This is a genomic window from Kitasatospora xanthocidica (assembly GCF_014656195.1).
GTDB lineage: Bacteria > Actinomycetota > Actinomycetes > Streptomycetales > Streptomycetaceae > Kitasatospora > Kitasatospora xanthocidica.
In genome coordinates this window covers 241960-267058 of record NZ_BNBY01000003.1, presented here as the reverse complement: position 1 = coordinate 267058, position 25099 = coordinate 241960, and the positions used below count along the sequence as shown (strand labels likewise).

Genomic DNA, 25099 nt, shown 5'->3' with positions numbered 1-25099 from the left:
ATCCTGGTGATGCATCAGGTCCCGTACCGCAAGATCGACTACCACCTGGGGCTCGACCACGAGGCCCACGACGTCACGTACTTCGGGACGGCCGACTCGATCGCGGAGATCCCGGAGCGGCTGCGCTGCGGGCGGGTGGTCCTCGACGGTCCGGACGGGCCGGCCGAGCAGATCATCGCCCGCACCCGCCGCGAGGACGGGTGGGAACAGGTGCTGGCCCTCTCGGAGTTCGGGATCCTCGAAGCCGCGGCGATCCGCGAGCACCTCGGCATCCCCGGCCCCGACCGCGCAGGCCTGGAACTGATCCGCGACAAGGTCGCGATGAAGCGGGCACTCGTCGACGCCGACGTGCGCCACCCCCGGTTCGTGGCGGCCCCGCCCGCCTCGGGCCGGCTGCCGTGGACCGGCCGTACGGTCGTCAAGCCGCGGCTGGGCGCCTCCAGCGACGGGGTCACCATCCACGCGACGACCGAGGAGGCCGTCGCCCACCACCGCGGCCTGCCCGACCGGGAGGGCTACCAGCTGGAGGAGTACGTCGAAGGCGAACTCCTGCACGCGGACGGGCTGGTGACCGCGGGCCGGGTGAGCGACCTGGTGGTCAGCCGGTACATCGGCAAGCCCGTCGACTTCGCCGCCGGGGCCCCCATCGCCACCGGACAGCTGCCGCCCGACCCGCGCCACACGGCCTTCACCGAGCAGGTGGTCGAGGCGCTCCGGATCGAGGCCGGCTGCATCCACCTGGAGTTCTTCGAGACGGCCGCCGGGGAGCTGGTGTTCCTGGAGGTGGCGAACCGGCTCGGCGGCGGCGGCATCGTCACCGCCCACCTGCGGCACACCGGGGTCCACCTGGCCCGGCACGAGATCGCGATCCGGCTCGGCCTGCCGCGCCCGGACCGGCTGGCGCCGAGCGGGCGCTACCACGGCTTCGCCATCTTCCCCGGGCACCGGCTGGACCCCACCCGGCCCTGGCGGACCGAGGTGCCCGAGCACCTGCGCGGCCACCCGGCGCTGGACCGGCTCCACCTGCTCGAAGACCCCGGCACCGAGACCGAGGGCGGCACCGCCCGGATCACCTACCAGGAGTGGCAGGTCCCCGCCTTCATCGAGGCCTCCCACCCCGACCCCGTCGAACTCGCCCGATTCCTCGCGGACTGCACCCGTTCCATCCGGGTGAGCCAGCCCGAGCCCGCCCACACCCCAGGAGGTCCCAGGCCGTGACCGCCACCACCACCCCGACCCGCTCGGCGGCCGAGCCGCCGACCGCGAGCGCCGGGCCGTACCACCCGACCGATCTGCTGCTGGCCGTCGAACACGTCGAGCGGGCGCTGACGCGCGAGCCCGGCTCGCCGGCGGTGCGGGCGCTGCTCGACGCCGGCGTCGGCTTCCTGTTCCGGACGGAGGAACTGGCCGAAGGGCTCGACGAGCTCTTCGGCGGCGTGAGCCAGTACCCGTGGCGTCCGCTGACGGACAGTGACGACGTGATCGCCTTCTCGCCGGTCGGCACGGTCGTCCTCGACGACCCGGCCGTCCTCGACGGCGCGGCAGGCCACGACGACTCCGCGCCGGGCTCCGCGCCGGGCTCCGCGTCGGACTCCGGTCCGGGCTCCGCCGAGCCGGCCGTCCGCGGCCTGCTGCTGGCCTGGGCGTCCGGCGACGACGTCGTCGTCCGGACCGCGCGGCCGCATTGGTGGCGGACGGTCGAGGACCTGCTGCGGTCCCCGGGCTTCCCGCTGCCCGCCCTGCGGACCGCCGAGCCGGGCGAGACCTTCCCGGACGCCCTCGTGGTCGACGTCCCGCCGCTGCCGGCGGTCGGCGCCGGCACGCCGGACGCCGACCGCGACGCCGTCGACGCCCGACGCCTCCGGCTGGACTGCGCCTCCGGCTGGGCCCAGGGGCTGTCCCGGCGCGAGTACCTCCCGGGCACCACACTGGCCCGGGCCCGGGCCGCGGCCGCCGACGGACTGGACGGCCGGGTGGCGGCCCGGCTGCGCTACCTCGTCGAGCGGGCCCGGCGCGCCCCGTACTACCGGGCGCTGGACCTGCCGCGGGTGACGGCTCGCGCCGACCTCCAGCGGCTGCCGATCCTGAACAAGTCGGACCTGGAGCGGCACTCCCTGCCGACCGCGCGCGACCTGTCCAGCGGCGACCGCCCCAGCGGCGAGGTCCTCCGCAGCGGCGCCACCGCCGGAACCCCCCGGTACATCGTCTACTCGCGCGCCGACTGGACCAACATGATCCGCGAGGCGATCCCCGTGCTGTACGCGCTGGGCCTGCGGCCGGGTGACCGGGTCATCAACACCCTGTTCGGCGGGGAGCTCTACGGCGGCCTGGTGACCAGCCAGAACGAGCTCTCCCGGATGCCGGTGGAGACCTACACCGTCGGCGGCACCGCGAGCGCCGACCATATCCTGATGCTGGTGCGCAGCTTCGACGCCAACGCCGTCCTGGGCATGCCCGCGCTGCTGCTGCCGGTGCTGCGGGCCGCCAAGGCCGCCTGCCCGGAGCTGCGGATCGAGAAGGTGCTGTACGGCGGCAGCCCGATGATGGAGACCGACAAGCAGTGGCTCCGCGACGAGCTGGGCGCCAAGGTGGTGGCCAGCATCCTCGCCGCCAACGACGGCGCCCAACTCGGCTACCAGTGCTCCGAGATGAGCGGGACGCTGCACCACGTCTGCGACGACTACAACCTGCTGGAGGTGGTCGACGAACAGGGCCGTCCACTGCCCGACGGCGAGGTCGGCGAACTGCTGGTGACCAGCCTGCAGAAGCTCGAAGGGCCGCTCATCCGCTACCGGATCGGCGACATCGGCCGCATCTTCCCGCACAGCTGCGGCTGCGGCCTCACCGGCCGGGTGCTGGAGTACCTGGGGCGCTCCGACGGGCAGATCAAGGCCCACGCCCAGACCATGCTCTACGCGGACATCGTGGCCGAGCTGGCCCCGTTCGAGGTCTCCCAGGTGCAGGTCGAGGTGGCCTCCAAGGACCGGCACGAGTCCATCGTGATCCGGACCGAGTCCGCCCGTCCGCTGGATCCGGCGGTGGTGAAGGCGCACCTCGAGTCGAAGTTCTCGCTCCTCGGCTCGCAGCAGGAATGGGAGACCGACGAGCTGCTGTTCCACTTCGCCGTGGAGTGCCTCGGGGAGGGCGAGCTGCCGCGCCACCCGGTCAGCGGCAAGGTCCGCGGCGTCATCGACCGGCGGGTGGAGTCGTGATGCCCCAGGAACCGGTGAGCGCCCTGCTCAACGCCGAACTCACCAGGCCGGACAGCCCGTTGCGGTCGATCGACCCCCGGCGCCACCCCGTGCTCGCCGACCTGAAGCGCGCCCGGTACCTCCCCCGGCCGCTGGTCTACCCCGAGTCGGAGCTGCGCGCCTTCGAGGCGGATCTGCTCGGCGCCGTCGAACTGCTGACGACCCTGCCGGCGCGGCTGTTCGACGGCGACGTCGAACGGACCTGCCGGGCGCTGGGCCTGGACCCGCGCAAGGCCGAGCTGGTCGGGGACTTCGAGAAGCAGCGCCCGCCGCGCTTCGGCCGGATCGACGCCTACCACGACGGCGAGGCGCTGCGGGTCCTGGAGTTCAACGTCGGCGGGTCCGTGGGCGGCCAGGAGTGGGTGCAGCCGCTGGCGGAGATGTTCTGGGCCGACGACGCGTTCCGCGCGTTCGGGACGGCGCACGGCCTCTACCACCTGCCCCAGACGACGCTGCTGGCCGGCGCGCTGCGGGCGGCCGCCGCCCCGGTCTGCCCGGGCCGCGACCCGGTCATCGCCATGGTCGAGGGCACCGGCGGCCTCGACCTCTACGCCGAGGGCTCCTGGTACCTGCTGCGGCGCCTGCTCCAGGCCGAAGGGCTCGACTGCCTGATCGGGGAGGTCCAGGACCTGGAGGTGACCGCCTCCGGGGTGCGCTTCCAGGGCCGGCGGGTGGACCTGGTGTACCGGCTGTTCGACCTGGACCAGGTCGTCGACGACCCGGACGCCTGGCGCACCACCGTCCGGCTGCGGGACGCGTTCCGGTCCGGTCAGGTCGCGCTGTGGGCCCCGCTGGAGTGCGACCTGACCGACAACAAGCGGTTCCTGGCGTACCTGTCGGACCCCAGGCTGCGCGGTCACATGTCGGCGGACGAACGGGCCCTGGTGGACCGGGTGCTGCCGTGGACCCGCGCCCTGGTGCCCGGCGCGCCGGGGCTCGACGAGGTGGTCGCGGACTGCCGTGATCGCCGCGAGCACCTGATCCTCAAGCCCGACGGGGGTTTCGGCGGCCAGGGCATCACCTGCGGCTGGCTGGTCTCCGACGAGCAGTGGGCCGACGCGCTGCGGCGCGGCGCCGCCGAGGGCGCGGTGGCCCAGCAGCGCGTCGTCCCCCGCGAGGAACCGGTGGTCAACACCGAGACCGGCCTGACGGAGTCCTGGGACGCCTGCCTGGGCCTGTACTGGGTGCCCGGCGGTCTGGGCGGCGGCGGCGGACGGCTGGTGCACTCCGGTGAACCGGCCGACGCCACCGACCGGCGACTGGCCCCGATCCTCCTCTACCCGGACCAGGGCGACTAGGGCGCCCCGAGCCCCGCTTCCGACTCCCGCCAGCCCACAACCCAGGACGGAGACGATGTCTTCCACATTCCGCGCCGTGCACCAGGTGGCACGCCCCGACGGCGTTCCCGGCGCCGAACACTTCGCCGTCGTGGAGCACGCGCTCCCCGCCGTCGAACCCGGCACCGCCCTGGCGGAGAACGTCTACCTGTCCGTGGACCCGTACATGCGGGAGCTCATGGACGAGGAGTGGCCGCTCCACGAACCGCTGGGGTACGGCCGGGCCATCGGCCGCATCGTCCGCTCCGAGGACCCCGACCTGCGGGTGGGCGACCTGGTGGAGCACGGGGGAGGGTGGAGCACCCACTCCCTGATCCGGCACGGGTACGGACGCGTCATCCGGCCCGCGGCCGGCGTGGCGACGACGACGTACCTGTCCGTGCTCGGCGCGACCGGCCTGACGGCCTACGTCGGCGTCCGGGAGATCCTCCGGGTCCAGTCCGGGGAGGCGCTCTACGTCTCGGCGGCCGCCGGCGCGGTCGGCGGCGTGGCCGGACAGATCGCCAAGCTGGCCGGCGCCGGGCACGTGGTCGGCAGCGCCGGCTCGGCGGCCAAGGTGCGGCACGTGGTCGAGCGGCTCGGCTTCGACGACGCCTTCGACTACCACGACGGGCCGGTGACCGAGCTGCTGGCGAACGCGGCCCCGAAGGGCGTCGACGCGGTGCTGGAGGGCGTCGGCGGCGACCACCTGGAGGCCGCGATCGCCGCCACCCGGGAGTTCGGCCGGATCGCCTGGGTCGGGTCGATCTCCCAGTACAACCACCCCGACCGGCCGCCCGCGGCGCCCCGGAACCTCTACGCCGTGTCGGACCGCAGCATCCACCTGCGCGGCTACCAGGTACGGCACTTCATGCACCTTCAGCAGGAGGCCCAGATCTGGCTGACGCCCCATCTCCAGGCGGGCCGGATCGTCGCCGAGGAGCAGGTGGTCGAGGGCTTCGAGAACGTCGTCGAGGCGTTCCTCGGGGTGCTGCGGGGCGACAACACCGGCAAGATGCTCGTCCGCGTCGGGGAGGAGTGACCGGTGCTCAAGGCCTTCGCGTCCTACCGAGGACTCCTGGCGCTCCCCGGGGCGCGCACCGTGTTCGTCGTCGGGCTGCTCGCCCGCCTTCCGTTCACCGCGGCCTCGATGGCCCTCGCCCTGCACGTTGTCATCGACCTGGACCGCGGCTACGGCGCGGCCGGGCTCGCGGACCTGATGCTGACGGTCGGCGGGGCCGTGGGCGCGCCCCTGCTGGGCCGCTCCCTGGACCGCTTCGGCGTACGGCCGGTGGTGCTGGTCACCGGCGCGGTCGACGCCGTGTTCTGGATCGGCGCGCCCTACCTCTCCTATCCGTGGCTGCTCGCGGCCTCGGTGGTGGCCGGGTTCATGGGGCTCCCGGTGTTCACGGCCATCCGCCGGGCGATCGCCACCAACATCCCCTCCGAGCATCAGCGGCAGGCGTTCGCCCTGGACGCGATCCTCGTCGAGGTCGTGTTCATGGTCGGACCGGCCGTCGCCGTCGGTGCCATCACCGCCGTGAACGACGCGACCGCGACGATGACCGGGATCGGCGTGCTCTACCTGGGAGCCGGACTGCTGCTCACCCGGCTCGCCCCGGCTCCGGCGGCCGGCGGGGCGGCGGCCGGCCCGAAGGACCCGGAGGCCACGGAGCCGGGCGGGCGCAGCCTCTGGCTCCGTCCGGGCTTCCTGCTGGTGCTGGGCGTCAGCCTGGCGGCGAACCTCGTCCTGGCCGGCAGCGAGATCTCGATCACCGCCGTCCTGCGCGGGGTCGGCGACACCGAGTGGGCCGGGGTCTGCGTCGCGATCTGGTGCGCGGCCTCCATGTTCGGCGGCTTCTGGCACGGCGCCACCAGCCGGCCCTGGCGGCTGCCGCGGCTGATGCTGCTGATGGGGCTCACCATCGCCCCCGTCGGGATCGCCGGCCACGCAGGCTGGATCTGGCTCGCCGTGGCCATGCTCCCCTCGGGCTTCATGTGCGCGCCGACCCTCGCCTCCGCCTCCGAGGAGATCACCCGGGCGGTGCCGCCGTCGGTGGTCGGCCAGGCCGCGGGCCTGCAGGGCTCGGCGATGACCATCGGCGGTGCCATCGGCGCGCCACTGGCCGGGGCCGTCATCGACCACTCCGCACCGGCCTGGGGCTTCGCGGTCACCGGCCTGGTCGGGGCGTCCCTGGCGGCCGCGACGATCGCCTACCAGTACTTCGCCAGGCCGAAGCCGGCCGAGCCGTCCACCGATCAGGCCGACACCCCGGCGACGGTCTGATCGTTCCCCCCGGGACGAGGCCGCACCTGCCCCCGCAGGTGCGGCCTCGTCGTGTCCCGCCACGGCCGACTCCCGTGTTCACGCCCCGGCGCCCCCGCCGCTGCGCTCGACCGGGATCCACAGCTGGGAGTCGGTCTCCGCGCCGATCTCCACGGGCCGCGTCAGCAGGAGCTCCGGCCCCGGCCGGGGCGCGTACGGGTTCGAGGGGAACCACTGCGTGAACACGTCCCGCCAGAGTTCCTGGAGGGCGCGCGGATAGGGCCCGTGGTTGTCGAAGACCGCCCAGGTCCCGGCCGGCACGTCGAGGGTGTCGAGGTTCTCGGCGGCCGCGTCGGGACCGGTCACCACGCCGATCCAGTAGTCCACCTCGGCGCCGTCCTCCCGGCTGTCGGTCAGGTGTACCGCCGCCGACAGGATCCCTTCCGGCTCCCGGCCGGACAGCTCCTTCATCCGGGCGACCGCCCGCTCGTCCAGGCCCTCCAGGTGTGCCGTGGCGGCAGCGTTGACCCCCTCGTGCACGAGCGGGATCCGCGCTCTCCGGCCGACGACCCGGAACGGCTCCTTCTCCACGATCCGGTACCGCATCGCCGTGCTCCCCTCGACGACGACACGGAAGGACATGCGCGGCTGCGCCGTGAGCACCGCGCCCGTGCGCCGGGCCTCGCCCGGTCCGATACCGTGCACCGACCGGAACGCTCGGGCGAAGGCCTCGCCTGAGCCGTACCCGTACCGCACCGCGACATCGAGCAGGGCCGGCTCCCCGGCCAGTACCTCGGCCCCGGCGAGCGTCATCCGCCGGCGCCGCAGGTAGACCGTGAGCGGCATCCCGGCGAGGGTGGAGAACATCCGGCGGAAGTGGTACTCCGACATCGCGGCGATCCTGGCCGCCTCGGCGATGTCGACCTCCCCGTAGAGGCGGGCCTCCAAGTGGTCCAGCGCCTGGTTCAGCCGCTCCAGCACGCGCATCCGTCCTTTCGCGCCGCCCGACCGAACTCGTGTGGGAACTGTCGGGCTGGAGGCCCCGGCGCTGCCCGAGGCTGGTACCCATGATCGATGTTAAGGGACATTGCGAGCCGCGCTTCGCCGCCGTCCATGCCGCTCTCGCGGCGTCGCTCGGCAAGGACGACGTGGGCGCCTCGGTCGCCGTCTACCTCGGCGGAGAGCCGGTGGTCGACATCTGGGGCGGGTACGCCGACGCGGACCGCTCGGCCGACTGGGAGCGCTCCACCCTCACCGGCGTGAACTCCACGACCAAGAACATGACCGCCCTGTGCGCGCTGATCCTGGCAGACCGCGGCGAACTCGACCTCTCCGCGCCGGTCGCCGCCTACTGGCCCGAGTTCGCCGCGGCCGGAAAGGAGCACGTGCTGGTACGGCACGTGCTGTCCCACTCAGCGGGGCTGCCGGACCTGCCCGGGCTGACGACGGTCGAGGAACTCTACGACTGGGAGACCGTGACGGCGGGGCTGGCCGCGCAGGCGCCCGCCTGGGAACCCGGGACGGCCGCCGGCTATCACGCGCTCACCTTCGGGTTCCTGATCGGCGAGATCGTCCGCCGCGTCACCGGCCGCAGCCTCGGCGCGTTCTTCGCCGAGGAGGTGGCCGAACCGCTGGGCGCGGACTTCCACATCGGGCTCTCCGCCGAGCACGACCACCGCGTCGCACCGCTCATCCCGCCGCCGTCGCTGACCGACGAGTACGCGGCCAGCGCACCGCCCGGGCCGGACGGCGCACGCCGGGAGGTCACCGGCGCCGCGATCCGGGTCAAGGACGCCAACTCGGTGGCCTGGCGCCGTGCGCAGATCCCCGCGGTGAACGGCTTCGGCAACGCCCGGTCCGTTGCCCTCGTCCAGTCGGTCCTGGCGAACCGGGGTACGGCGGGCGGCGTGCGGCTGCTGTCCCCGCGGGGGTGCGAGCCCGCGTGGCAGGAGGTGTTCCGCGGTGAGGACCGCGTCCTGGGGGCGCCGATGTGCTGGACGGTGGGCTTCGGCAAGTTCGGCAACACCTTCGGCTGGGGCGGCTGGGGCGGCTCACTGGTCGCGAGCGACCCCGACGCGCGGATGACGGTGGCCTACGTCATGAACCAGATGATCGACCGGGACCGGCACGAGGACAACCGCGGTATGGAGATCATCATGGCCGCCTACAGCGGACTGCACTGACACCCATGTCCTGACCGGGACGACTGGACTTCATGGACAGGTGTCCAGCTATGATGGACACCTGTCCATGAAGTGCCGCCCCTGTCCATGGGGCGCCCGTCCGCGAAGTCCGGGAGCCGATGATGCGTGTGACCGCCGATGTCCTGGTGGCCCTGGTGGCCGCCCTGCACGGGTACATCCTGGTGCTGGAGATGTTCCTGTGGGAGCGGCGGCCGGGCCGCGAGCTCTCCGGGTTCGACGCCGCCCTCGCCCGTACCACCGCGCCGCTCGCCGCCAACCAGGGCCTCTACAACGGCTTCCTCGCCGCCGGGCTGGTGTGGGGCCTGGTCGCCGGCGGCCCGACCGGCCACCAGGCGCAGCTGTTCTTCCTGAGCTGCGTGGTGGTGGCCGGACTGTACGGCGGTGCCACCGCGAACCGCCGCATCCTGGTGGCCCAGGCGCTGCCCGGGGCGCTCGCGCTCGGCGCCGTGCTGCTCGCCGGATGAGCGCCGCCCAGGACCCCAGGGCGGAGCGCACCCGGGCCAGGCTCCGGCAGGCGCTGTTGGAGGAGTGCGCCGAGCGCCCGCTGGCGGAGGTCGGCGTCGCCGCGCTGGTGCGCCGGGCCGGGGTCGGCCGGGCCACCTTCTACGTCCACTACGCCGACCTGGAGGCGCTCGCGGTGGACGCCTGCGCCGACATCGTCCGCGAGGCCGTGGACGCCCTGCACGCCTGGCGCGGCGTGGCGGACCCGGACGCCCCACCGTCCGCGCTCACCGAGTTCTTCGCCGAACTGGCGCCGCACACCGCGCTCTACCGGGCCCTGCTGGCCCCGGGCGGCGGCGGACCGCTCGGCCTGGTGCTCACCCGCGACCTGCGCGAGCGCAGCCGCGCCGAACGGGCCCTCGCGGGCGCCCCGGAGCCCGAGCTGGTGGCCGCCGCGGTGGCCGGCACCTTCACCGCTGTGCTGGGGGACTGGCTGCACGGCCGGATCGAGGCCACCCCGGAGCGGATCGCCCACCAGGTCTGGCGGCTGCTGATCTCCCTCCACCGCACACCGCGGCTCTGAGCGGCGGCCGGACCTCACATCATGTCGCCCGGGGTGAGCCCCGGCAGCAACCAGCTCTGGAACGGCGCCAGTACGGCCAGTACGAGGAACGCCACCCCGCTGACCCGGGCCAGCAGCGGACCGCGCCGCCACAGCTTCTCCAGGAAGATCACCACCGCGATCCCCGCCATCGCCGCCACGTTCATCACCCCGAGCGGCACCAGCACCACCATCAGCGCCCAGCAGCAGCCCAGGCAGTACCCGCCGTGGTGCAAGCCGACCCGCATGTCCCGCACCGGGGGCCGCCAGCCCGCGTAGCGCATCAGCTGGGTCATCGGGCTGCGGCAGTGCCGCAGGCACACGTACTTCAGCGGGCCCAGCTGGTACAGCCCGGCCAGGGCGAACGCCGCCGCGCCGATCCACTTCCCGGCGTCCGGATCGCGCTCCACCAGGTGGCCGGTGAGCGCCAGCCCGCCGTACGCCAGCAGCCCGAAGGCCGTCCACACCAGCAGATAGCCGCCCAGGAACTCCGTCGTGCGCACCGCCCGCTCCGCGCCGCTCGACTGCCGGCCGATGCCGCGGGCCCAGGTCACCGCCACCGGCGCCACCGACGGAAGCATCATCGCGGCCATCATCGCCAGCCACAGCACCAGGAAGAACGGCAGCGCCATCCCCATCGTGCCGGGCTCGATCCCCATGCCCCGGGCCTGCCCGACGGTGAACACCCAGGCCAGCGCCGCGATCACCATGATCAGGCCCCACGCCACGGCCAGATCCCTGGCGGGCATCAGCACCCCGGTCCGCAGCGGCTGCTTCTCCACGGTCACGGTACGCATGCTGATCTCCTGCCTGGTCCTTCCAGGACAGCACACCTGCGCCGCCGGCAAAACCCGGAGGACGGGGCGGCGCCGGGGCACGGCCCGTCGTTCCGGGTCCTCGCGGGTGGAGCCGGCCGGTGCCGCCGGTGCCGCCGGTGCCGCCGGTGCCGCTCCTTCAGATACTTCAGCTACTTCAGCTCGAACAGGAGCGAGCGGACCTCGGTGCTTCCGGTGTTGTGCGTGGAGTGGTCCACGGCCGGGAACCACATCGTCTCGCCGGCCACGAGCGGGACCTCGACGGTTTCACCGGACTCGTCGGTGAAGGCCGCCTGCCCGTCCGCGAGGTTGTAGACGAGGTTGTCCCGGTGGTGGTGCATGGCTGTCGTCGTACCGGGCTGAAGCCGGGCCTCGAGCAGACGTACCCGGTCGTTCTCGAAGATGACCTTGTACACATCGGGTGCCACCTGCACAGCGTCAGCTGCCACGGGGTCCTCCTGACTGAGGGAGAAGGGTCGTTGACCTGCTGTCGACGGTAGCCCCGGGCACCCGGCCGTGCACGGCGGGCAGCCCCGGCGGAGTCGGGAGCCGACCTGCCCGTTCCCACCTCGAACGGCCTACGCACGCCGCTGACAGGCGCCGTCGCGGCACTGCGGCCACCTACGCTCGCAACTGTGTTCAACCTGCCCCAGGCGCTCAAGCGCCTCGTGATCGGCCGGGCGATGCGCAGCGAGGAGCTGGGTGAGACGCTGCTGCCCAAGCGGCTGGCGCTGCCGATCTTCGCGTCCGACCCGCTCTCCTCGGTGGCGTACGCGACCGGCGAGATCCTGCTGGTGCTCACCCTCGGCGGCACCGCGTTCCTGTACCTGACCCCGTGGATCGGGGCGGCGGTCATCGCGCTGATGGCCGTCGTGGTCCTGTCGTACCGGCAGGTGGTGCACGCCTATCCGAGCGGCGGCGGCTCGTACGAGGTGGTGTCGACGAACCTGGGGGCGAACGCCGGTCTGGTGGTGGCGGCCTCGCTGCTGGTCGACTACGTGATGACGGTCGCGGTGTCGGTGGCCTCGGGGGTCGACAACATCATCTCGGCGTTCAACGGCCTCGCCGACTACCGGGTCGCATTGGCGCTCGGCTTCGTCGTCCTGCTGACGGCGATGAACCTGCGGGGCGTCCGCGAGTCCGGCAAGGCCTTCGCCGCGCCGACGTACCTGTTCATCGGCGGCATCCTGCTGATGGTGGTCACCGGCGCGGTGCGGGTGGTCTTCGGCGACGACCCGCAGTCACCCAGCGCCGCGTTCGGCGTCAGCGCCCAGGACGGCAAGGGCACCCTGGCCGGGTTGGGGCTGCTGATGCTGGGCCTGCGGGCGTTCGCGTCCGGCTGTACGGCGCTGACCGGGGTGGAGGCGATCTCCAACGGCGTCCCGGCCTTCCGGAAGCCCAAGTCGAGGAACGCCGCCACCACGATGGCCGTCATGGGCCTGACGGCGGTCGTGATGTTCGCCGGCGTCACCGCGCTCGCGATGACCACGCACGTGCACTACGTGGACGACGCCTGCCGGCTCGTCGGGCTCTCCGGGGACTGTCACGGCTACACCCAGCAGACGGTCATCGCGCAGCTGGCGTCGACCTTCCTCGGCGGTGACCACAGCCTGCCGTTCTACTTCATCCAGGCGGTCACCGCGCTGGTGCTGGTCCTGGCGGCCAACACCGCCTTCAACGGCTTCCCGCTGCTGGCCTCCATCCTGGCCGAGCACCGCTACCTGCCCCGGCAGATGCACACCCGCGGCGACCGGCTGGCCTTCTCCAACGGCATCATCGCGCTCGCCGTGGTGGCCGGTGCCCTCCTCTGGTTCTACGACGCGAACGTCACCAGCCTGATCCACCTCTACATCCTGGGCGTCTTCACCTCCTTCACGCTGTCCCAGATCGGCATGGTCCGGCACTGGAACGACGTCCTGCGCACCCGGACCGCCCCGGCGGTGCGGGGTGCCGCCCAGCGCTCCCGGGTGATCAACGGGGTCGGCGCCGTCACCACCGCACTGGTGCTGGTCATCGTGCTGATCACCAAGTTCACCCAGGGCGCCTGGCTGGCCGTGGTGGCGGCCGTCCTGCTCTGGCTGATGATGCGGGGCATCCGCCGGCACTACGACGCGGTCTCGGACGAGCTGGCGATCGTCGACCCCCGGGAGGAGACGGTGCGGCCGTCGAAGGTGCACGGGATCGTCCTGGTGTCCAAGCTGCACAAGGCCACGCTGCGGGCGCTGGGCTACGCGCAGGCGTTCCGGCCGGACTCGCTGGAGGCCGTCACGGTCTCGGTGGAGCGCGACGCCACCCGGGAACTGGCCGCGAGGTGGGAGGAGTTCGAGGTGGCCGTCCCGCTGAAGGTGCTGGACTCGCCGTACCGGGAGATCACCAAACCGGTGGTCCACTACGTACGGGAGTACCGCAGGGGCAATCCGCGTGACGCGGTCGCGGTCTTCATCCCGGAGTACGTGGTGGGGCACTGGTGGGAGCAGCTGCTGCACAACCAGTCGGCGCTGTGGCTGAAGAGCCGGCTGCTGTTCACACCGGGCGTGATGGTGATCAGCGTGCCGTGGCAGCTGTCCTCCGCCCCCCGGGCCGACCACCCGGCCCGCCGGGCACCCGGTGCGGTCCGACGCGGCGAGCCGACGCCCGGGAGCGACATCCCGGAGCCGGAGAGGATCTGACCCGCGGTCCCTGCCCCGCCGTTCCCCCAGGTGGGTGTGGCCGTCCGGAGCGCACCCGGTAGGTTGGCGGCTCGTCGACGGTGGGTTTCCGGAGGGTGGTGGGTGATGGTCTCGCGAGCGGTGGTGGACTGCGCGCTGTACGAGGACGGCCGGCGGCTGCCGGGGCCGGTCGAGCTGTCGGACGTGCTGGAGCGGATCGGCGAGAAGGACGGCCGGTTCGTGTGGATCGGCCTGTTCGAGCCGACCGCGGAGCAGTTCGCCGAGATAGCGGCGGCGTTCGGGCTGCACCCGCTGGCGGAGGAGGACGCGGTGCGCGCGCACCAGCGGCCGAAGCTGGAGCGGTACGGGGACACGCTGTTCCTGGTGCTGAAGACGATCACGTACGTCGAGCACGAGAAGGTGACGGCGACCAGCGAGATCGTGGACACCGGGGAGATCATGGTGTTCGCGGGCCCGGGGTTCGCGATCGTGGTGCGGCACGGCAGCGCCAAGGGCCTGACCGGGGTGCGGCGCGACCTGGAGGCCACGCCCGAGCTGCTGGCACTGGGGCCGGCGGCGGTGCTTCACGCGGTGGCGGACCACGTGGTGGACGGCTACCTGGAGGCGGCGGACTCCTTCGAACGGGACGTGGAGGAGCTGGAGGCCGCGGTGTTCTCGGCCGAGCGGACCGACGACTCCGCGCGGATCTACCAGCTCAAGCGCGAACTGCTGGAGTTCAAGCGGGCCGTCGCGCCGCTGACACTCCCGCTCCAGCGGCTCTCGGACGGTTCGCTGCCACAGATCCCCGCCGCGATAGCCGCCTACCTGCGGGACGCCGCGGACCACCACACGCAGGCGAAGGAGCGGATCCTGGCCTTCGACGAGCTGGTGTCCAGCATCCTGGACGCCGGCATGGCGCGGTTGTCGATGCAGCAGAACACGGACATGCGCAGGATCAGCGCCTGGGCGGCGCTGGCCGCGGTGCCCACCATGGTGGCGGGCGTGTACGGCATGAACTTCGACTACATGCCGGAGCTGCACTGGACCTTCGGGTACCCGGCGGTGCTGCTCTTCACCGTCACCGTCTGCGTGTTCATCTTCCGGGCGTTCCGCCGCAACGACTGGCTCTGAGCCCGTCGATCTGACCCGTGGCCGTCCCGAGGCCGGCTTCACCCGCTCGGGTCGTCCGAGGGGTGGGGGCGGAGCGTCCGTCCTTACGGTGGAGCGGCAGATTCGCGGGCGTGCCCCGGGCACCCGAGCGGAAGGACCGCACATGCCGCTCGGCCCCGTCGATCCCCAGATCGCGGCACTGATGAACCGGTTCGGAGTGGCCGGGCCGCCGCCTGCCACCGCGCCCACCGTGGAGGAGATGCGGGCGGGCAACCGGATGCTCTCCCTGGCGGTCGCGCCCAGCCCGCCCCTCGACGTCGCCTCGGTGCGGGACGAACGGCTGGCCGGAGTGCCGGTGCGGATCTACCGGCCCGAGGCGGCCGGTGCGGCGCCGACGGTCGTGTTCTTCCACGGCGGCGGCTTCATCGTCGGCGACCTCGACACCCACGACGGGGTCTGCCGCCGGCTCTGCCGGGACCTGGGCGCCGTCGTGGTCAGCGTGGGCTACCGGCTCGCCCCCGAGCACCCCTTCCCCGCCGCCTACGACGACAGCCTCGCCGTGGCCCGCCAAGTCGGCGACCACCCCGCGGACTTCGGCGGCGGCCCGCTCGCCCTGGCCGGGGACAGCGCCGGGGCCAACCTGGCCGCCGCGGTGGCACTCGCCTTCCGGGACGAGGACCGGCCACTGGCGGCGCAGCTGCTCGCGTACCCGATCACGGACCTGCGGACCGGCCGCGACTACCCGTCCAGGACCGAGTGCGCCACCGGCTACCTGCTGACCACCGACGAGGTCGAGAACGACATCCGGCTCTACCTGGCCGACGACCCGGGCGCCGGCGAGCGGGCCCCGGCCTCCCCGCTGCTGGCCGAGGACCTGCGCGGCCTGGCCCCGGCCGTGGTCGGCTGCGGGGAGCTCGACCCGCTGCGCGACGAGGGCCTGGCCTACGCCGACGCCCTGGCCGCCGCCGGCGTCCCGGTCAGCAGGCACCGGTACCCGGGACTGATCCACGGCTTCATCAACTACGACACCCACTCCCCGGCGGTCGACGCCGCCGTCACCGAGATGTACACCGAGCTCGGCGCACTGCTGAGGGCGGCGCGCCGATAGGGCGTGTCTGCCGGAGGGGCCGCGGCGCACGCCGCGGCCCCTCCGGTGGGGTGGGGGTCAGGAGGTGGTGAGGGCGGTGTCGTCGAGGACGAAGCTGGTCTGGAGGGAGGAGTCCTCGGTGCCGGTGAACTTGACGGTGACGGCCTGGCCGGCGAAGGAGGAGAGGTCGTAGCTGCGCAGGGTGTAGCCGTTGGCGGCGTTGACGTTGCTGAAGGTGGCCAGGGTGGTGGATCCGGCCTGGACGGTCAGCTTGTCGTAGGCGGTGGAGCCGGACTCGGCCGTGTCGATGTGCAGGTAGAAGCTGAGGGTGGCCTTGCAGCCGGCCGGGACGGTGACGGACTGGCTGAGCGTGTCGGTGTGGGTGGAGCCGTAGCCGTTCAGCCAGGCCTTCCAGCTGCCGCCGTGGGCGGGCTCGCCGGTGGAGTTGTCGATGACGCCGCTGCTCGCGGTCCAGGGTGAGGCGCTGCCGGTCTCGAAGCCGGGGTTGCCGAGGAGTTGGGTGCCGGTGCAGCCGCCGCCGGTGCCGGTGACGGTCCAGCCGAAGGTGGTGGAGCCGCTGGCGCCGGTGGAGTCGGTGGCGGTCACCGTCGTGGTGGAGTTGCCCGCGGTGGTCGCGGTGCCGGTGATCAGGCCGGTGGCGGAGTTGATGGACAGGCCGGCCGGCAGGCCGCTGGCGCCGTAGCTGAGGGTCTGGCCGGTGGCCGAGTCGGTGGCGTGGATCTGCAGGCTGACCGAGGAGCCCTGGGCGGTGGTCTGGTTGCCCGGGTTGGTGACGGTGACGGTGTTCCCGCCGGTGGTGCCGGAGGTGAAGGCGGCGGTGCCGTTGGGGGTGCCGAGGCCGGTCGGGCCGTCGTAGCCGGCGCCGGCGGTGCACAGGTAGGAGGGGGAGCAGCTGCCGTTGGCGCCGCTGGTCACGTCGTAGAGCGAGCCGGTGTGGGCGTACGGGTAGGAGGCCGGGGTGGTGCCGGCGGCCGGGGTGCCGGCGAGGGCGTAGACCGCGGCGATGATCGGGGAGGAGGCGCTGGTGCCGCCGTAGACGTTCCAGCCGGAGCCGCCGTAGGTCTGGTAGACGGCGACGCCGGTGGCCGGGTCGGCGACGGCGGAGACGTCGGCGACGGTGCGCTTGGCGCAGCCGGTGTCGTGCTGCCAGCCGGGCTTGGGGTCGTAGGCGGAGCAGCCGGAGCCCGCACCGTTGCCGCCGGCGCTGGTGCCCCAGACCTTCTCGCTCCAACCACGGCTGGTGGAGGCGCGGTTGAGGCTGGTGCCGCCGACGGCGGTGACGTACTGGGAGGCGGCCGGGTACTCGACGCCGTAGCCGGAGTCGCCGGAGGAGACGGTGATGGCGACGCCGGGGTGGTTGAAGTAACTGGCGTCCGAGGTCGGGTCGGTGGAGTCCTCGGAGCCGCCGTAGCTGTTGGAGACGTACTTGGCGCCCAGCGAGACGGCGGTGTTGACGGCGGCGCCCAGGTTGTCCATGGAGGCGTCGTCGGACTCGACCAGCAGGATGTGGCAGTTGGGGCAGACGGCGCTGACCATGTCGACGTCGAGCGAGATCTCCCCGGCCCAACCGCTGTCGGCGCTCGGGTAGGTGCTGCCGCCGCGCTGGTCGACCTTCTTGAAGCAGCCGTTGGCGGTGGTGCAGGCGGGCAGGCCGTACTGGGAGCGGTAGGCGGCGAGGTCGGACTCCGCGTTGGGGTCGTCCTGGGCGTCGACGATGGCGACGGTGGCGCCGGAGCCGGCCGAGACGGGGAGGTTGTACGCGGCGGCGAGGTCGCTGGGGCCGTAGCCGGAGGGTGTGATGTCCGGTGCCAGGGTGGCCTGTTGGGCGATGTCGGTACGGGCGAGCGCGAGGCAGGCCATCTGGCCGGGGTGGCTGGGGGCGGCGCACAGCCGCTTGGTGGCGACGCCGGCGTGCGGCGCGCTGGCGGCGGTCGCGGCGGTCGCGGCGGTCGCGGTGGGGCCGGTGGCCGCGAGCAGGCCGGTGGCGGCCATGGCCAGGGCGGGCAGGACGGCGAGGAGCTTGCGGGTTCTGGGCAGGCGCGGCCTGCCGGGGGTGTGGAAGCGCAAGGTTCGACCCTCCGTGGGGGTGAGGGCGCGGCCGGTGCCGGCAATGGGGGTGCTCGCCGGGACGGGCTCGGGCCCGTGCTGACGGATCACGGCATGTGCGGGCCGGTCCCGGCGGATGGCCGTGGACCGGCTGGTGCCTGCGCTGTACGGGATGCGGGGGATCCCCGGTGGAAGCGGAATGCCAGGGGCATGACAGCTGAGGGGATGCCGAAGGCCGCACCGCCGACAGTTCCTGTCGCGCGGCGTGCCCATGACGTTACTGACGGGTTGTCGACGCGCTCAAGGTGCCGTTCGCAGGCTTTACCGGGCTTTGCCCATGAATTGCCCAACGGGTGAAGCGGGTTGGCCTCCGGTGTCCAGAGCGCGGGGCGTGCCGGCGCGGGCGGGGGCGTGGGCGGGGTCGCGGCCCTTGCGGCCGGCCGCCTACCGGTGGCTCCCGGGCCGCGGGCTCGTCAAGGTTTGGCAATGATTTTCATATCGTCGCCACCAGGGCTTGAGGATGAAAATCGTTTCCATCTAGGCTGCTCCCGTAGCCCGCCCGTCCCGAACCACGAGGTGTTCGTCATGCCTTCCCCCGCTTCCCGCCGCCTGCTCAGACTCGCCGCCGTCGCGGTCGCCACGCTCGCCGCCGTCAGCGCCTGCTCGACCGCACCGGCCAAGAACGCCTCCTCGGAGGGGACCGCGGCAGCCGCTGCCGGTGGCTCCGGCAAGGTCATCCAGGTCGCCGCCGCCGAGAACTTCTGGGGCTCGCTGGCCGGCCAACTCGGCGGTGACCACGCCAAGGTGACCGACATCATCAGCAGCCCCGACGCCGACCCGCACGACTACGAACCCACCGCCGCCGACGGTCGCACCGTCGCCGCCGCCCAGTACGTCATCACCAACGGCATCGGCTACGACGCCTGGTCGGACAAGCTGATAGCCGCCAACCCGGCCGCCGGCCGCACCGCGCTCAAGGCCGGCGACCTGCTCGGCCTCAAGGAGGGCGACAACCCGCACCAGTGGTACTCCCCGGAGAGCGTCCACAAGGTCGTCGACCAGATCACCGCCGACTACAAGAAGCTCGACCCGGCCGACGCCGCCTACTTCGACCAGCGCAAGGCCGACCTGCTCGGCAAGACCCTCGCGCCGTACGACCAGCTGATCGCCCAGATCAAGGCCAGCTACGCCGGCACCCAGATCGGTGCCTCCGAGTCGATCGTCACCCCGCTCGCCGAGGGCCTCGGCCTCAAGCTGCTCACCCCCGAGAAACTGCTCGACGCCGTCAGCGAGGGCACCGACCCGACCGCCGCCGACAAGGCGACCGCCGACGAGCAGATCAGGAGCAAGCAGATCAAGGTCTACGTCTACAACAGCCAGAACGACACCCCGGACATCAAGGCCCAGGTCGAGGCCGCCAAGGCCCAGGGCATCCCGGTCGCCACCGTCACCGAGACCCCGACCCCCGCCGGCGCCGCCTTCCAGGACTGGCAGACCGCCGAACTCCAGGGCATAGCCGCCGCGTTGAAGCAGGCGACCGGCAAGTGACCACCGCGCCGATCGACCACGCCACGGTCACCGAGCCACCGGCCCCCGTCCCCGCTCCGGTCCTGGAGCTGCGCGGCGCGGCCGTGCGGACGGGCGGCCGGACGCTCTGGTCGGACGTCGATCTCACCGTCGGGGCCGGGGAGTTCACCGCCGTCCTCGGCCCCAACGGGGTCGGCAAGTCCACCCTGGTCAAGACGCTGCTCGGCGCCGTGCCCAGCGCGGCCGGCACCATCCGCGTCCCGGCCCGTACCGACGTCGGCTACCTGCCGCAGCGCCGCAGCTTCGACGCCGCGGTGCGCATCCGGGGCATCGACGTGGTCCGCCTCGGACTGGACGGGCACCGCTGGGGCCTCCCGATCCCCGGCGTGCACCGCGCCCGCCGTCGGGCCGAACGCCGGCGCGTGGACGAGGTCATCGAGTCGGTCGGCGCCACCGGCTACGCGCACCGGCCGATCGGCCGGTGCTCCGGGGGCGAGCAGCAGCGCCTGCTGCTCGCCCAGGCCCTGGTCACCCGCCCCCGCCTGCTGCTCCTGGACGAACCCCTGGACAGCCTCGACCTGCCCAACCAGAGCGCGATCGCCGCGCTGCTCGGCCGGATCTGCCGCGAGGACGGGGTGGCCGTCGTCATGGTCGCCCACGACGTCAACCCGATCCTGCACCACCTCGACCGGGTCGTGTACCTGGCCCAGGGCCGGGCCGTCGCCGGTCCGCCGGCGGAGGTGATCACCTCCGAGACCCTCACCCGCCTCTACGGCGCACCCGTCGAGGTGCTGCGCACCGCCGACGGCCGGCTGGTCGTGGTCGGTGTGCCCGAGGACTGCCGGAGCTGTGGCCCGTGCTGCTAGCCGAGACCCTCGCACCCGCCTTCTCCTGGAACCCGGTCGCCGACCTCCGGGAGATGTGGGCCTACCCGTTCATGGTCAACGCCTTCCGCGCCGGGGCCGTGGTCGCCGTCGTCGCCCCCGCCGTCGGCTGGTTCATGGTGCTGCGGCGCCAGACCTTCGCCGGCCACACCCTGTCGGTGGTCGCCTTCCCCGGCGCCGCGCTCGCCACCCTGCTCGGGATCTCCACCACCCTCGGCTACCTCGGCGCCTGCCTGACCGCCGCGCTCGTCATCGCGGCGCTGCGCGAGCGCGGCCGCTCCGGCGGCGCCGAGGAGTCCGCCGCCACCGCCACCGTCCAAGCCTTCGCGCTGGCCTGCGGGTTCCTGTTCGTCACCCTGTACAAGGGGCTGCTCGGCGGGCCGCAGGCGCTGCTGTTCGGCACCTTCCTCGGCATCACCACCGGTCAGGTCGGACTGCTCGCCGCCGTCGGCGCGGTCGTCCTCGCCCTGCTGGCCGTCATCGGCCGCCCGCTGCTGTTCGCCTCGATCGACGGGGACGTCGCCGCCGCGCGCGGTGTGCCGGTACGGCTGCTCGGTGCCGGGTTCCTGCTCCTGCTCGGCGCCGCCACCGCCGAAGCCGGCCAGATCACCGGCAGCCTGCTGGTCTTCGCGCTGCTGGTGATGCCCGCCGCCACCGCGCAGGTGCTCACCGCCCGGCCCGTCCTCGGCCTCGTACTCGCCGTGGCGTTCGGCCTCGGCGCCTGCTGGCTGGGCCTGATCGCCGCCTTCTACCAGCCCTACCCGCTCGGCTTCTTCGTGACCACCTTCGCCTTCGCCGGCTTCCTCCTCGCCCACCTCGGCCGGGCACTGGCGGGCGCGCTCGGCCGGGCCGCGCCCCGGACGGGGGTGCCCGCGTGATCACCGCCCTCCACCAGCCCTTCTTCCAGCACGCGTTGCTGGCCGGCACGGCCATCGCGCTGGCCTCCGGACTGGTCGGCTACTTCCTGGTGCTGCGCGCCCAGACCTTCACCGGGGACGCGCTCGGCCACGTCGCCTTCACCGGCGCGATGGCCGCCCTGGCCGGCGGGTTCGACCTGCGGCTCGGCCTGTTCGCCGGCACGGTCGGCGTCGCGCTGCTGCTCGGCGTCCTCGGCAGGCGGGGGCGGCCCGACGACGTCGTCATAGGCACCCTGTTCTCCTGGATCCTGGGCCTGGGCACCTTCTTCCTCACCCTCTACACCACCCACCGCAGCACCACCCAGGGCAACGCCGGCATCAGCGTGCTGTTCGGCTCCGTCTACGGGCTGGACGGCGCCCGGACCACCGCCGCCGTCCTGATCGCCCTCGCGGTCAGCGCCGCCGTCGTGCTGATCGCCAGGCCGATGCTCTTCGCCACCCTGGACGACGCCGTCGCCGCCGCGCGCGGCGTCCGTACCGGCGCGCTCGGCCTCGGCTTCCTCGCCCTGGTCGGCGTCTGCGCGGCCGAGGCCACCCAGGCCGTCGGCTCGCTCCTCCTGCTCGGCCTGCTCGCCGCACCCGCCGGTACGGCGCTGAGGCTGACCGACCGGCCGTACCGGGCCCTCGGGCTGTCCGCCGCCCTCGCCGTGCTGGAGCTGTGGAGCGGGCTGATGCTCAGTGCCGCCGTGCCGCGACTGCCGCCGAGCTTCGCGATCATGGCGGTCGCCGCGGCCTGCTACGCCGGTGCGTCGCTGGTCCGTCCCCGGTCCCGTTCGACCCGCACCACCGTCGCCCGCAGCACCGTCACCCGCATCGCCACCGTCACCCGTACCACCGAGGAATGAGGAACCACACCCGTGACCACCGGCACCACCCCCGTACGCCCCCTGCCCGTCACCGTCCTCTCCGGCTTCCTCGGCGCGGGCAAGACCACCCTGCTCAACCACGTCCTGCACAACCGGGCCGGGCTGCGGGTCGCCGTCATCGTCAACGACATGAGCGAGATCAACATCGACGCCGCCCTGGTGCGCGACGGCGGCGCGGCCCTGTCCCGGACCGAGGAGCGGCTGGTCGAGATGACCAACGGCTGCATCTGCTGCACCCTGCGGGACGACCTGCTGGAGGAGGTCGACCGGCTCGCCCGGGCGGGCCGCTTCGACTACCTGCTGATCGAGTCCAGCGGCATCTCCGAGCCGATGCCGGTCGCCGCCACCTTCTCCTTCGCCCGCGACGACGGCGCCACGCTCGCCGAACTCGCCGCGCTGGACAGCATGGTGACGGTCGTGGACGCCGCCAACTTCCTGTCGGAGCTGGCGAGCGGCGACGAGCTGACCGCACGCGGGCTCGACCAGTACGAGGGGGACGAGCGCACCGTCAGCGACCTCCTGATCGACCAGGTCGAGTTCGCGGACCTGATCGTGCTCAACAAGCTCGACCTGGTGGGGGAGCCGGACGCCGTACGGCTGCGGGCCGCGCTCACCCGGCTCAACCCGTCCGCCCGGATCGTCCCGGCCCGCTTCGGACGGGTCGACCCCGCCGAACTGCTGGGAACGGGCCGCTTCGACGTCGAACGGGCCCAGCAGGCCCCGGGCTGGGTCGCCGAGCTCAACGGCGACCACATCCCGGAGACCGAGGAGTACGGCATCTCCAGCACCGTCTTCCGCGCCGACCGCCCCTTCCACCCGGGCCGGCTCTGGGATTTCGTCACCGCGGACCTCGACGGCGGCGCGTACGGGGGTGTGCTGCGCTCCAAGGGCTTCTTCCGCCTGGCCACCCGTCCGCACATCACCGGCCTCTGGTCGCAGGCCGGTTCGGTGGCCCGGTTCGAACCGGCCGGGGTGCACGCGGACGGGCAGGGGCAGGAACTGGTCTTCATCGGCACCGCCCTGAAGGCCGACGCGCTGCACCAGCGGCTCGCCGCCTGCCTGCTGGCGGACGGCGAGCCGGTCGAGCCGGGCGAGGACCCGTTCCCCGACTGGGAGGGCGGTGACGACGCGTGCCCCGTGTGAGGGGCTACCCGTCCGAGGGCGGCAGGTCCCGGTACGGGGCGCGCGGCTGCGGGACGGCGTGCCGGTCGGCGACGTCGATGCGCGGCGCGGAGGTGGCGGGGACGTCCGGGGTGGGCCTCCAGGTGCCGGTGAGGTCGACCCAGCTGTCCGTGGCCGGGGCCGGGCCGGTGGCGTGCACCAGGACGCGGAGCCGACGGGCGTCCGCCGCGCAGCAGCTGACGACCAGGCGGTTGAGGTACCACTCGCCGGCCTGCGCGCCGGGGGAGACGAAGCCGGTCAGGCGGACCTTGCGGCCGGCCAGGCTCTTCTGCGGGTCCCGGCTGCGGCCGATGAACTCGGTCAGGGACATCGGTGTCGGCACCGACACCGAGGCACCGGCGGTGTCCTGGGCGTTCTGAGCCTTCTGGGCTCCCTGGCCGGGCGCCGATGGGGCGATGTCGGCGTAGGCCGCCGGCTCGACGACGGCGTCCGTGGCGTCCCGGTTCGCGCTGAACGAGCCGAGCGGGGGCGGGGTGAGGCAGAGCAGCAGCACGGCGGGCGCGGCCAGCAGCCACGCCACCCGCGGGCCGTGCCCGTGATCGTGCCCGTGCTCGTGCCCGGGCCCGTCGTGCTCGTGCCCGTCGTGCTCGGCGGGCCGGTGCCAGACCGCGTTGCCCTCGGCGTCCCGGCCGAAGCGCATCACCGGCTCCCGGCGCCGCTCCGTCAGCCGGCGCGCCACGCCCGCGATCCCGAGCCCGACCAGGACGGTCCCCGAGGCGATCAACGGGAGGCGCAGGCCCTCCTTCACGTACTGCAGGAACACATCGCTGCCGACGGTGATCCGCAGCAGCGCGGCGCCCACCAGGGCGACGAGCAGGGAAGGGGCGAGGCCCCGGAAGGTGGCTTTCACCGCAGCGCGCCTCCGATCAGGATGCTGGCGAGGACGGCGACCACGAAGGTCGCGGAGGAGAAGCGGACGGCGAACGCGCGCCCGAAGGCACCCGACTGGAGCGCGATGAGCTTCAGGTCGACCATCGGGCCGACCACCATGAAGGCCAGCCGCGCCGTGGGGGAGAAGCCGGTGAGCGAGGCGGCGACGAAGGCGTCCGCCTCCGAGCAGACCGCCAGCACCACCGCGAGACAGGCCAACGCCGGTACGCCCAGCCAGGGTTGGTCGGCGAAGACCCGCAGCACCGACGGCGGGACGAGCACGTTGAAGGTCGCGGCGGCCGCGGCGCCGACCACCAGGAAGCCCCCGGCCTGCAGGAAATCGTGCTGGAAGCCGCGCCGGAACTCCTCCAGCGGGTTGCGCGCCCCTTCACCGTGACCGGCCGGCCCCGTGGGCAGCCGCAGCCACTCGGGCCGGCCGAAGGCCACCCAGAGCCAGCCCATCACGACCGCCGTGAGCAGCGAGGCCAGCAGTCGGGCCAGCACCATCTCCGGTTTGCCGGGGAAGGCGATCGCGGTGGCGACCAGCACCACCGGGTTCACGGCGGGCGCGGAGAGCAGGAACGCCAGCGCTGCGGCCGGGGTCACCCCGCGGCGCATCAGACTCCCGGCCACCGGGACGGACGCGCACTCGCAGCCCGGCAGGACGGCCCCGGCGACCCCGGCCACCGGCACCGCCAGTGCCGGATTCCTCGGCAGCACCCGGGTGAACACCCGCTCCGGGACGAACGCTCCGATCGCCGCCGACACCACGGTGCCCAGCACCAGGAACGGCACGCCCTGCACCACGATGGCGACCATGACCGTCCGCCAGGTCTGCACACCGCCCGCGTCCCACACCCGTACCAGGGCGGCCGTCGCCCCGGCCACCGCCAGTACCCCGATCAGCAGCGCGGGCCTCCGGCGGGGCGGGGTTTCCGCCGCTGCCGCCGGGATGTGCCGGGCGCTGCCGAGACTCGTCTCCACCAAGGTGACCGCCCCTCAGCCCGCTCGCCGCCGATGCGCGGCGAAACCTGTCTGCTCACCGTC

At 73.2% G+C, this 25099-nt stretch carries 22 protein-coding genes; 16 read left to right on the top strand and 6 right to left on the bottom strand.

Features of this window, described 5'->3' with window-relative positions:
• The first annotated feature begins 9 nt into the window (after positions 1 to 9).
• The 5 genes from IE332_RS07375 to IE332_RS07355 are packed head-to-tail and all read left to right on the top strand — an operon-like array spanning position 10 to position 6854.
• The gene (locus tag IE332_RS07375) at positions 10 to 1218 is read left to right on the top strand and encodes an ATP-grasp domain-containing protein (RefSeq protein ID WP_229928395.1); all 1209 of its coding nucleotides are present in this window, start codon (positions 10 to 12) and stop codon (positions 1216 to 1218) included.
• Complete coding sequence (locus tag IE332_RS07370) at positions 1215 to 3212, top strand: phenylacetate--CoA ligase family protein (protein WP_229928394.1); 1998 nt, start codon at positions 1215 to 1217, stop codon at positions 3210 to 3212. The genes IE332_RS07375 and IE332_RS07370 overlap by 4 nt, the downstream gene beginning before the upstream one ends.
• The gene (locus tag IE332_RS07365; RefSeq protein ID WP_189914327.1) at positions 3212 to 4549 is read left to right on the top strand and encodes a hypothetical protein; all 1338 of its coding nucleotides are present in this window, start codon (positions 3212 to 3214) and stop codon (positions 4547 to 4549) included. The genes IE332_RS07370 and IE332_RS07365 overlap by 1 nt, the downstream gene beginning before the upstream one ends.
• A 55-nt stretch (positions 4550 to 4604) precedes the next feature.
• Positions 4605 to 5609, top strand: coding sequence for an MDR family NADP-dependent oxidoreductase (locus tag IE332_RS07360; protein WP_189914326.1), 1005 nt, complete (start codon positions 4605 to 4607; stop codon positions 5607 to 5609).
• Positions 5610 to 5612: 3 nt separating this feature from the next.
• Positions 5613 to 6854: an MFS transporter gene (locus tag IE332_RS07355; protein ID WP_189914325.1), complete on the top strand. Its 1242-nt coding sequence runs from the start codon at positions 5613 to 5615 to the stop codon at positions 6852 to 6854.
• A gap of 78 nt (positions 6855 to 6932) precedes the next feature.
• Here IE332_RS07355 and IE332_RS07350 read toward each other — a convergent pair whose 3' ends face one another.
• Positions 6933 to 7814: an AraC family transcriptional regulator gene (locus IE332_RS07350; RefSeq protein ID WP_189914324.1), complete on the bottom strand. Its 882-nt coding sequence runs from the start codon at positions 7812 to 7814 to the stop codon at positions 6933 to 6935.
• 86 nt (positions 7815 to 7900) lie between these two features.
• Here IE332_RS07350 and IE332_RS07345 point away from each other — a divergent pair, with 86 nt between their 5' ends.
• The 3 genes from IE332_RS07345 (at position 7901) to IE332_RS07335 (ending at position 10061) form a co-directional block, all read left to right on the top strand.
• Entirely contained in the window at positions 7901 to 9016 is a 1116-nt protein-coding gene (locus tag IE332_RS07345) for a serine hydrolase domain-containing protein (RefSeq protein WP_189914323.1), read from the top strand.
• A 122-nt stretch (positions 9017 to 9138) separates the two neighbouring features.
• On the top strand, positions 9139 to 9501 hold the full coding sequence (locus tag IE332_RS07340) for a DUF1304 domain-containing protein (RefSeq protein ID WP_189914588.1): 363 nt from the start codon (positions 9139 to 9141) through the stop codon (positions 9499 to 9501).
• A complete protein-coding gene (locus IE332_RS07335) occupies positions 9498 to 10061 on the top strand; it encodes a TetR/AcrR family transcriptional regulator (protein ID WP_189914322.1) in 564 nt (187 codons plus the stop codon). Before IE332_RS07340 ends, IE332_RS07335 begins: the two co-directional genes overlap by 4 nt.
• A gap of 14 nt (positions 10062 to 10075) precedes the next feature.
• Here the strand turns inward: IE332_RS07335 and IE332_RS07330 are convergent, their stop codons facing one another.
• Positions 10076 to 10876, bottom strand: a complete 801-nt coding sequence (locus IE332_RS07330) for a DUF2182 domain-containing protein (protein ID WP_189914321.1) — start codon at positions 10874 to 10876, stop codon at positions 10076 to 10078.
• A 170-nt stretch (positions 10877 to 11046) separates the two neighbouring features.
• Positions 11047 to 11343 carry a cupin domain-containing protein gene (locus IE332_RS07325; RefSeq protein ID WP_189914320.1) on the bottom strand — a complete coding sequence of 99 codons (297 nt, stop codon included), beginning with the start codon at positions 11341 to 11343 and terminating at the stop codon, positions 11047 to 11049.
• Positions 11344 to 11529: 186 nt separating this feature from the next.
• Between IE332_RS07325 and IE332_RS07320 the strand changes: the two genes are divergently transcribed.
• From IE332_RS07320 to IE332_RS07310, 3 genes are all read left to right on the top strand, one after another.
• A complete protein-coding gene (locus tag IE332_RS07320) occupies positions 11530 to 13563 on the top strand; it encodes an APC family permease (RefSeq protein ID WP_373313682.1) in 2034 nt (677 codons plus the stop codon).
• Between the two features lie 105 nt (positions 13564 to 13668).
• Positions 13669 to 14673, top strand: coding sequence for a magnesium and cobalt transport protein CorA (locus IE332_RS07315; RefSeq protein ID WP_189914319.1), 1005 nt, complete (start codon positions 13669 to 13671; stop codon positions 14671 to 14673).
• A gap of 142 nt (positions 14674 to 14815) precedes the next feature.
• Positions 14816 to 15760, top strand: coding sequence for an alpha/beta hydrolase (locus IE332_RS07310; RefSeq protein ID WP_189914318.1), 945 nt, complete (start codon positions 14816 to 14818; stop codon positions 15758 to 15760).
• Between the two features lie 57 nt (positions 15761 to 15817).
• Here IE332_RS07310 and IE332_RS07305 read toward each other — a convergent pair whose 3' ends face one another.
• Complete coding sequence (locus IE332_RS07305) at positions 15818 to 17827, bottom strand: putative Ig domain-containing protein (protein WP_444542935.1); 2010 nt, start codon at positions 17825 to 17827, stop codon at positions 15818 to 15820.
• A gap of 564 nt (positions 17828 to 18391) precedes the next feature.
• On the opposite strand from IE332_RS07305, the gene IE332_RS07300 reads away from it, so the two are divergent.
• From IE332_RS07300 to IE332_RS07280, 5 genes are read left to right on the top strand one after another with little or no spacing between them, the layout of a single operon-like run.
• Positions 18392 to 19354, top strand: coding sequence for a metal ABC transporter solute-binding protein, Zn/Mn family (locus tag IE332_RS07300; RefSeq protein ID WP_189914317.1), 963 nt, complete (start codon positions 18392 to 18394; stop codon positions 19352 to 19354).
• On the top strand, positions 19351 to 20199 hold the full coding sequence (locus IE332_RS07295; RefSeq protein WP_229928393.1) for a metal ABC transporter ATP-binding protein: 849 nt from the start codon (positions 19351 to 19353) through the stop codon (positions 20197 to 20199). The genes IE332_RS07300 and IE332_RS07295 overlap by 4 nt, the downstream gene beginning before the upstream one ends.
• A complete protein-coding gene (locus tag IE332_RS07290; protein ID WP_229928392.1) occupies positions 20190 to 21095 on the top strand; it encodes a metal ABC transporter permease in 906 nt (301 codons plus the stop codon). Before IE332_RS07295 ends, IE332_RS07290 begins: the two co-directional genes overlap by 10 nt.
• Entirely contained in the window at positions 21092 to 21979 is an 888-nt protein-coding gene (locus IE332_RS07285) for a metal ABC transporter permease (protein ID WP_229928391.1), read from the top strand. The genes IE332_RS07290 and IE332_RS07285 overlap by 4 nt, the downstream gene beginning before the upstream one ends.
• A 12-nt stretch (positions 21980 to 21991) precedes the next feature.
• Positions 21992 to 23143 carry a GTP-binding protein gene (locus IE332_RS07280; RefSeq protein WP_189914316.1) on the top strand — a complete coding sequence of 384 codons (1152 nt, stop codon included), beginning with the start codon at positions 21992 to 21994 and terminating at the stop codon, positions 23141 to 23143.
• 4 nt (positions 23144 to 23147) lie between these two features.
• On the opposite strand, the gene IE332_RS07275 is transcribed toward IE332_RS07280, so the two are convergent.
• Both IE332_RS07275 and IE332_RS07270 read right to left on the bottom strand, forming a co-directional pair.
• Complete coding sequence (locus IE332_RS07275) at positions 23148 to 24032, bottom strand: TIGR03943 family putative permease subunit (protein WP_189914315.1); 885 nt, start codon at positions 24030 to 24032, stop codon at positions 23148 to 23150.
• Entirely contained in the window at positions 24029 to 25039 is a 1011-nt protein-coding gene (locus IE332_RS07270) for a permease (protein WP_189914314.1), read from the bottom strand. Before IE332_RS07270 ends, IE332_RS07275 begins: the two co-directional genes overlap by 4 nt.
• Positions 25040 to 25099 lie beyond the last annotated feature (60 nt).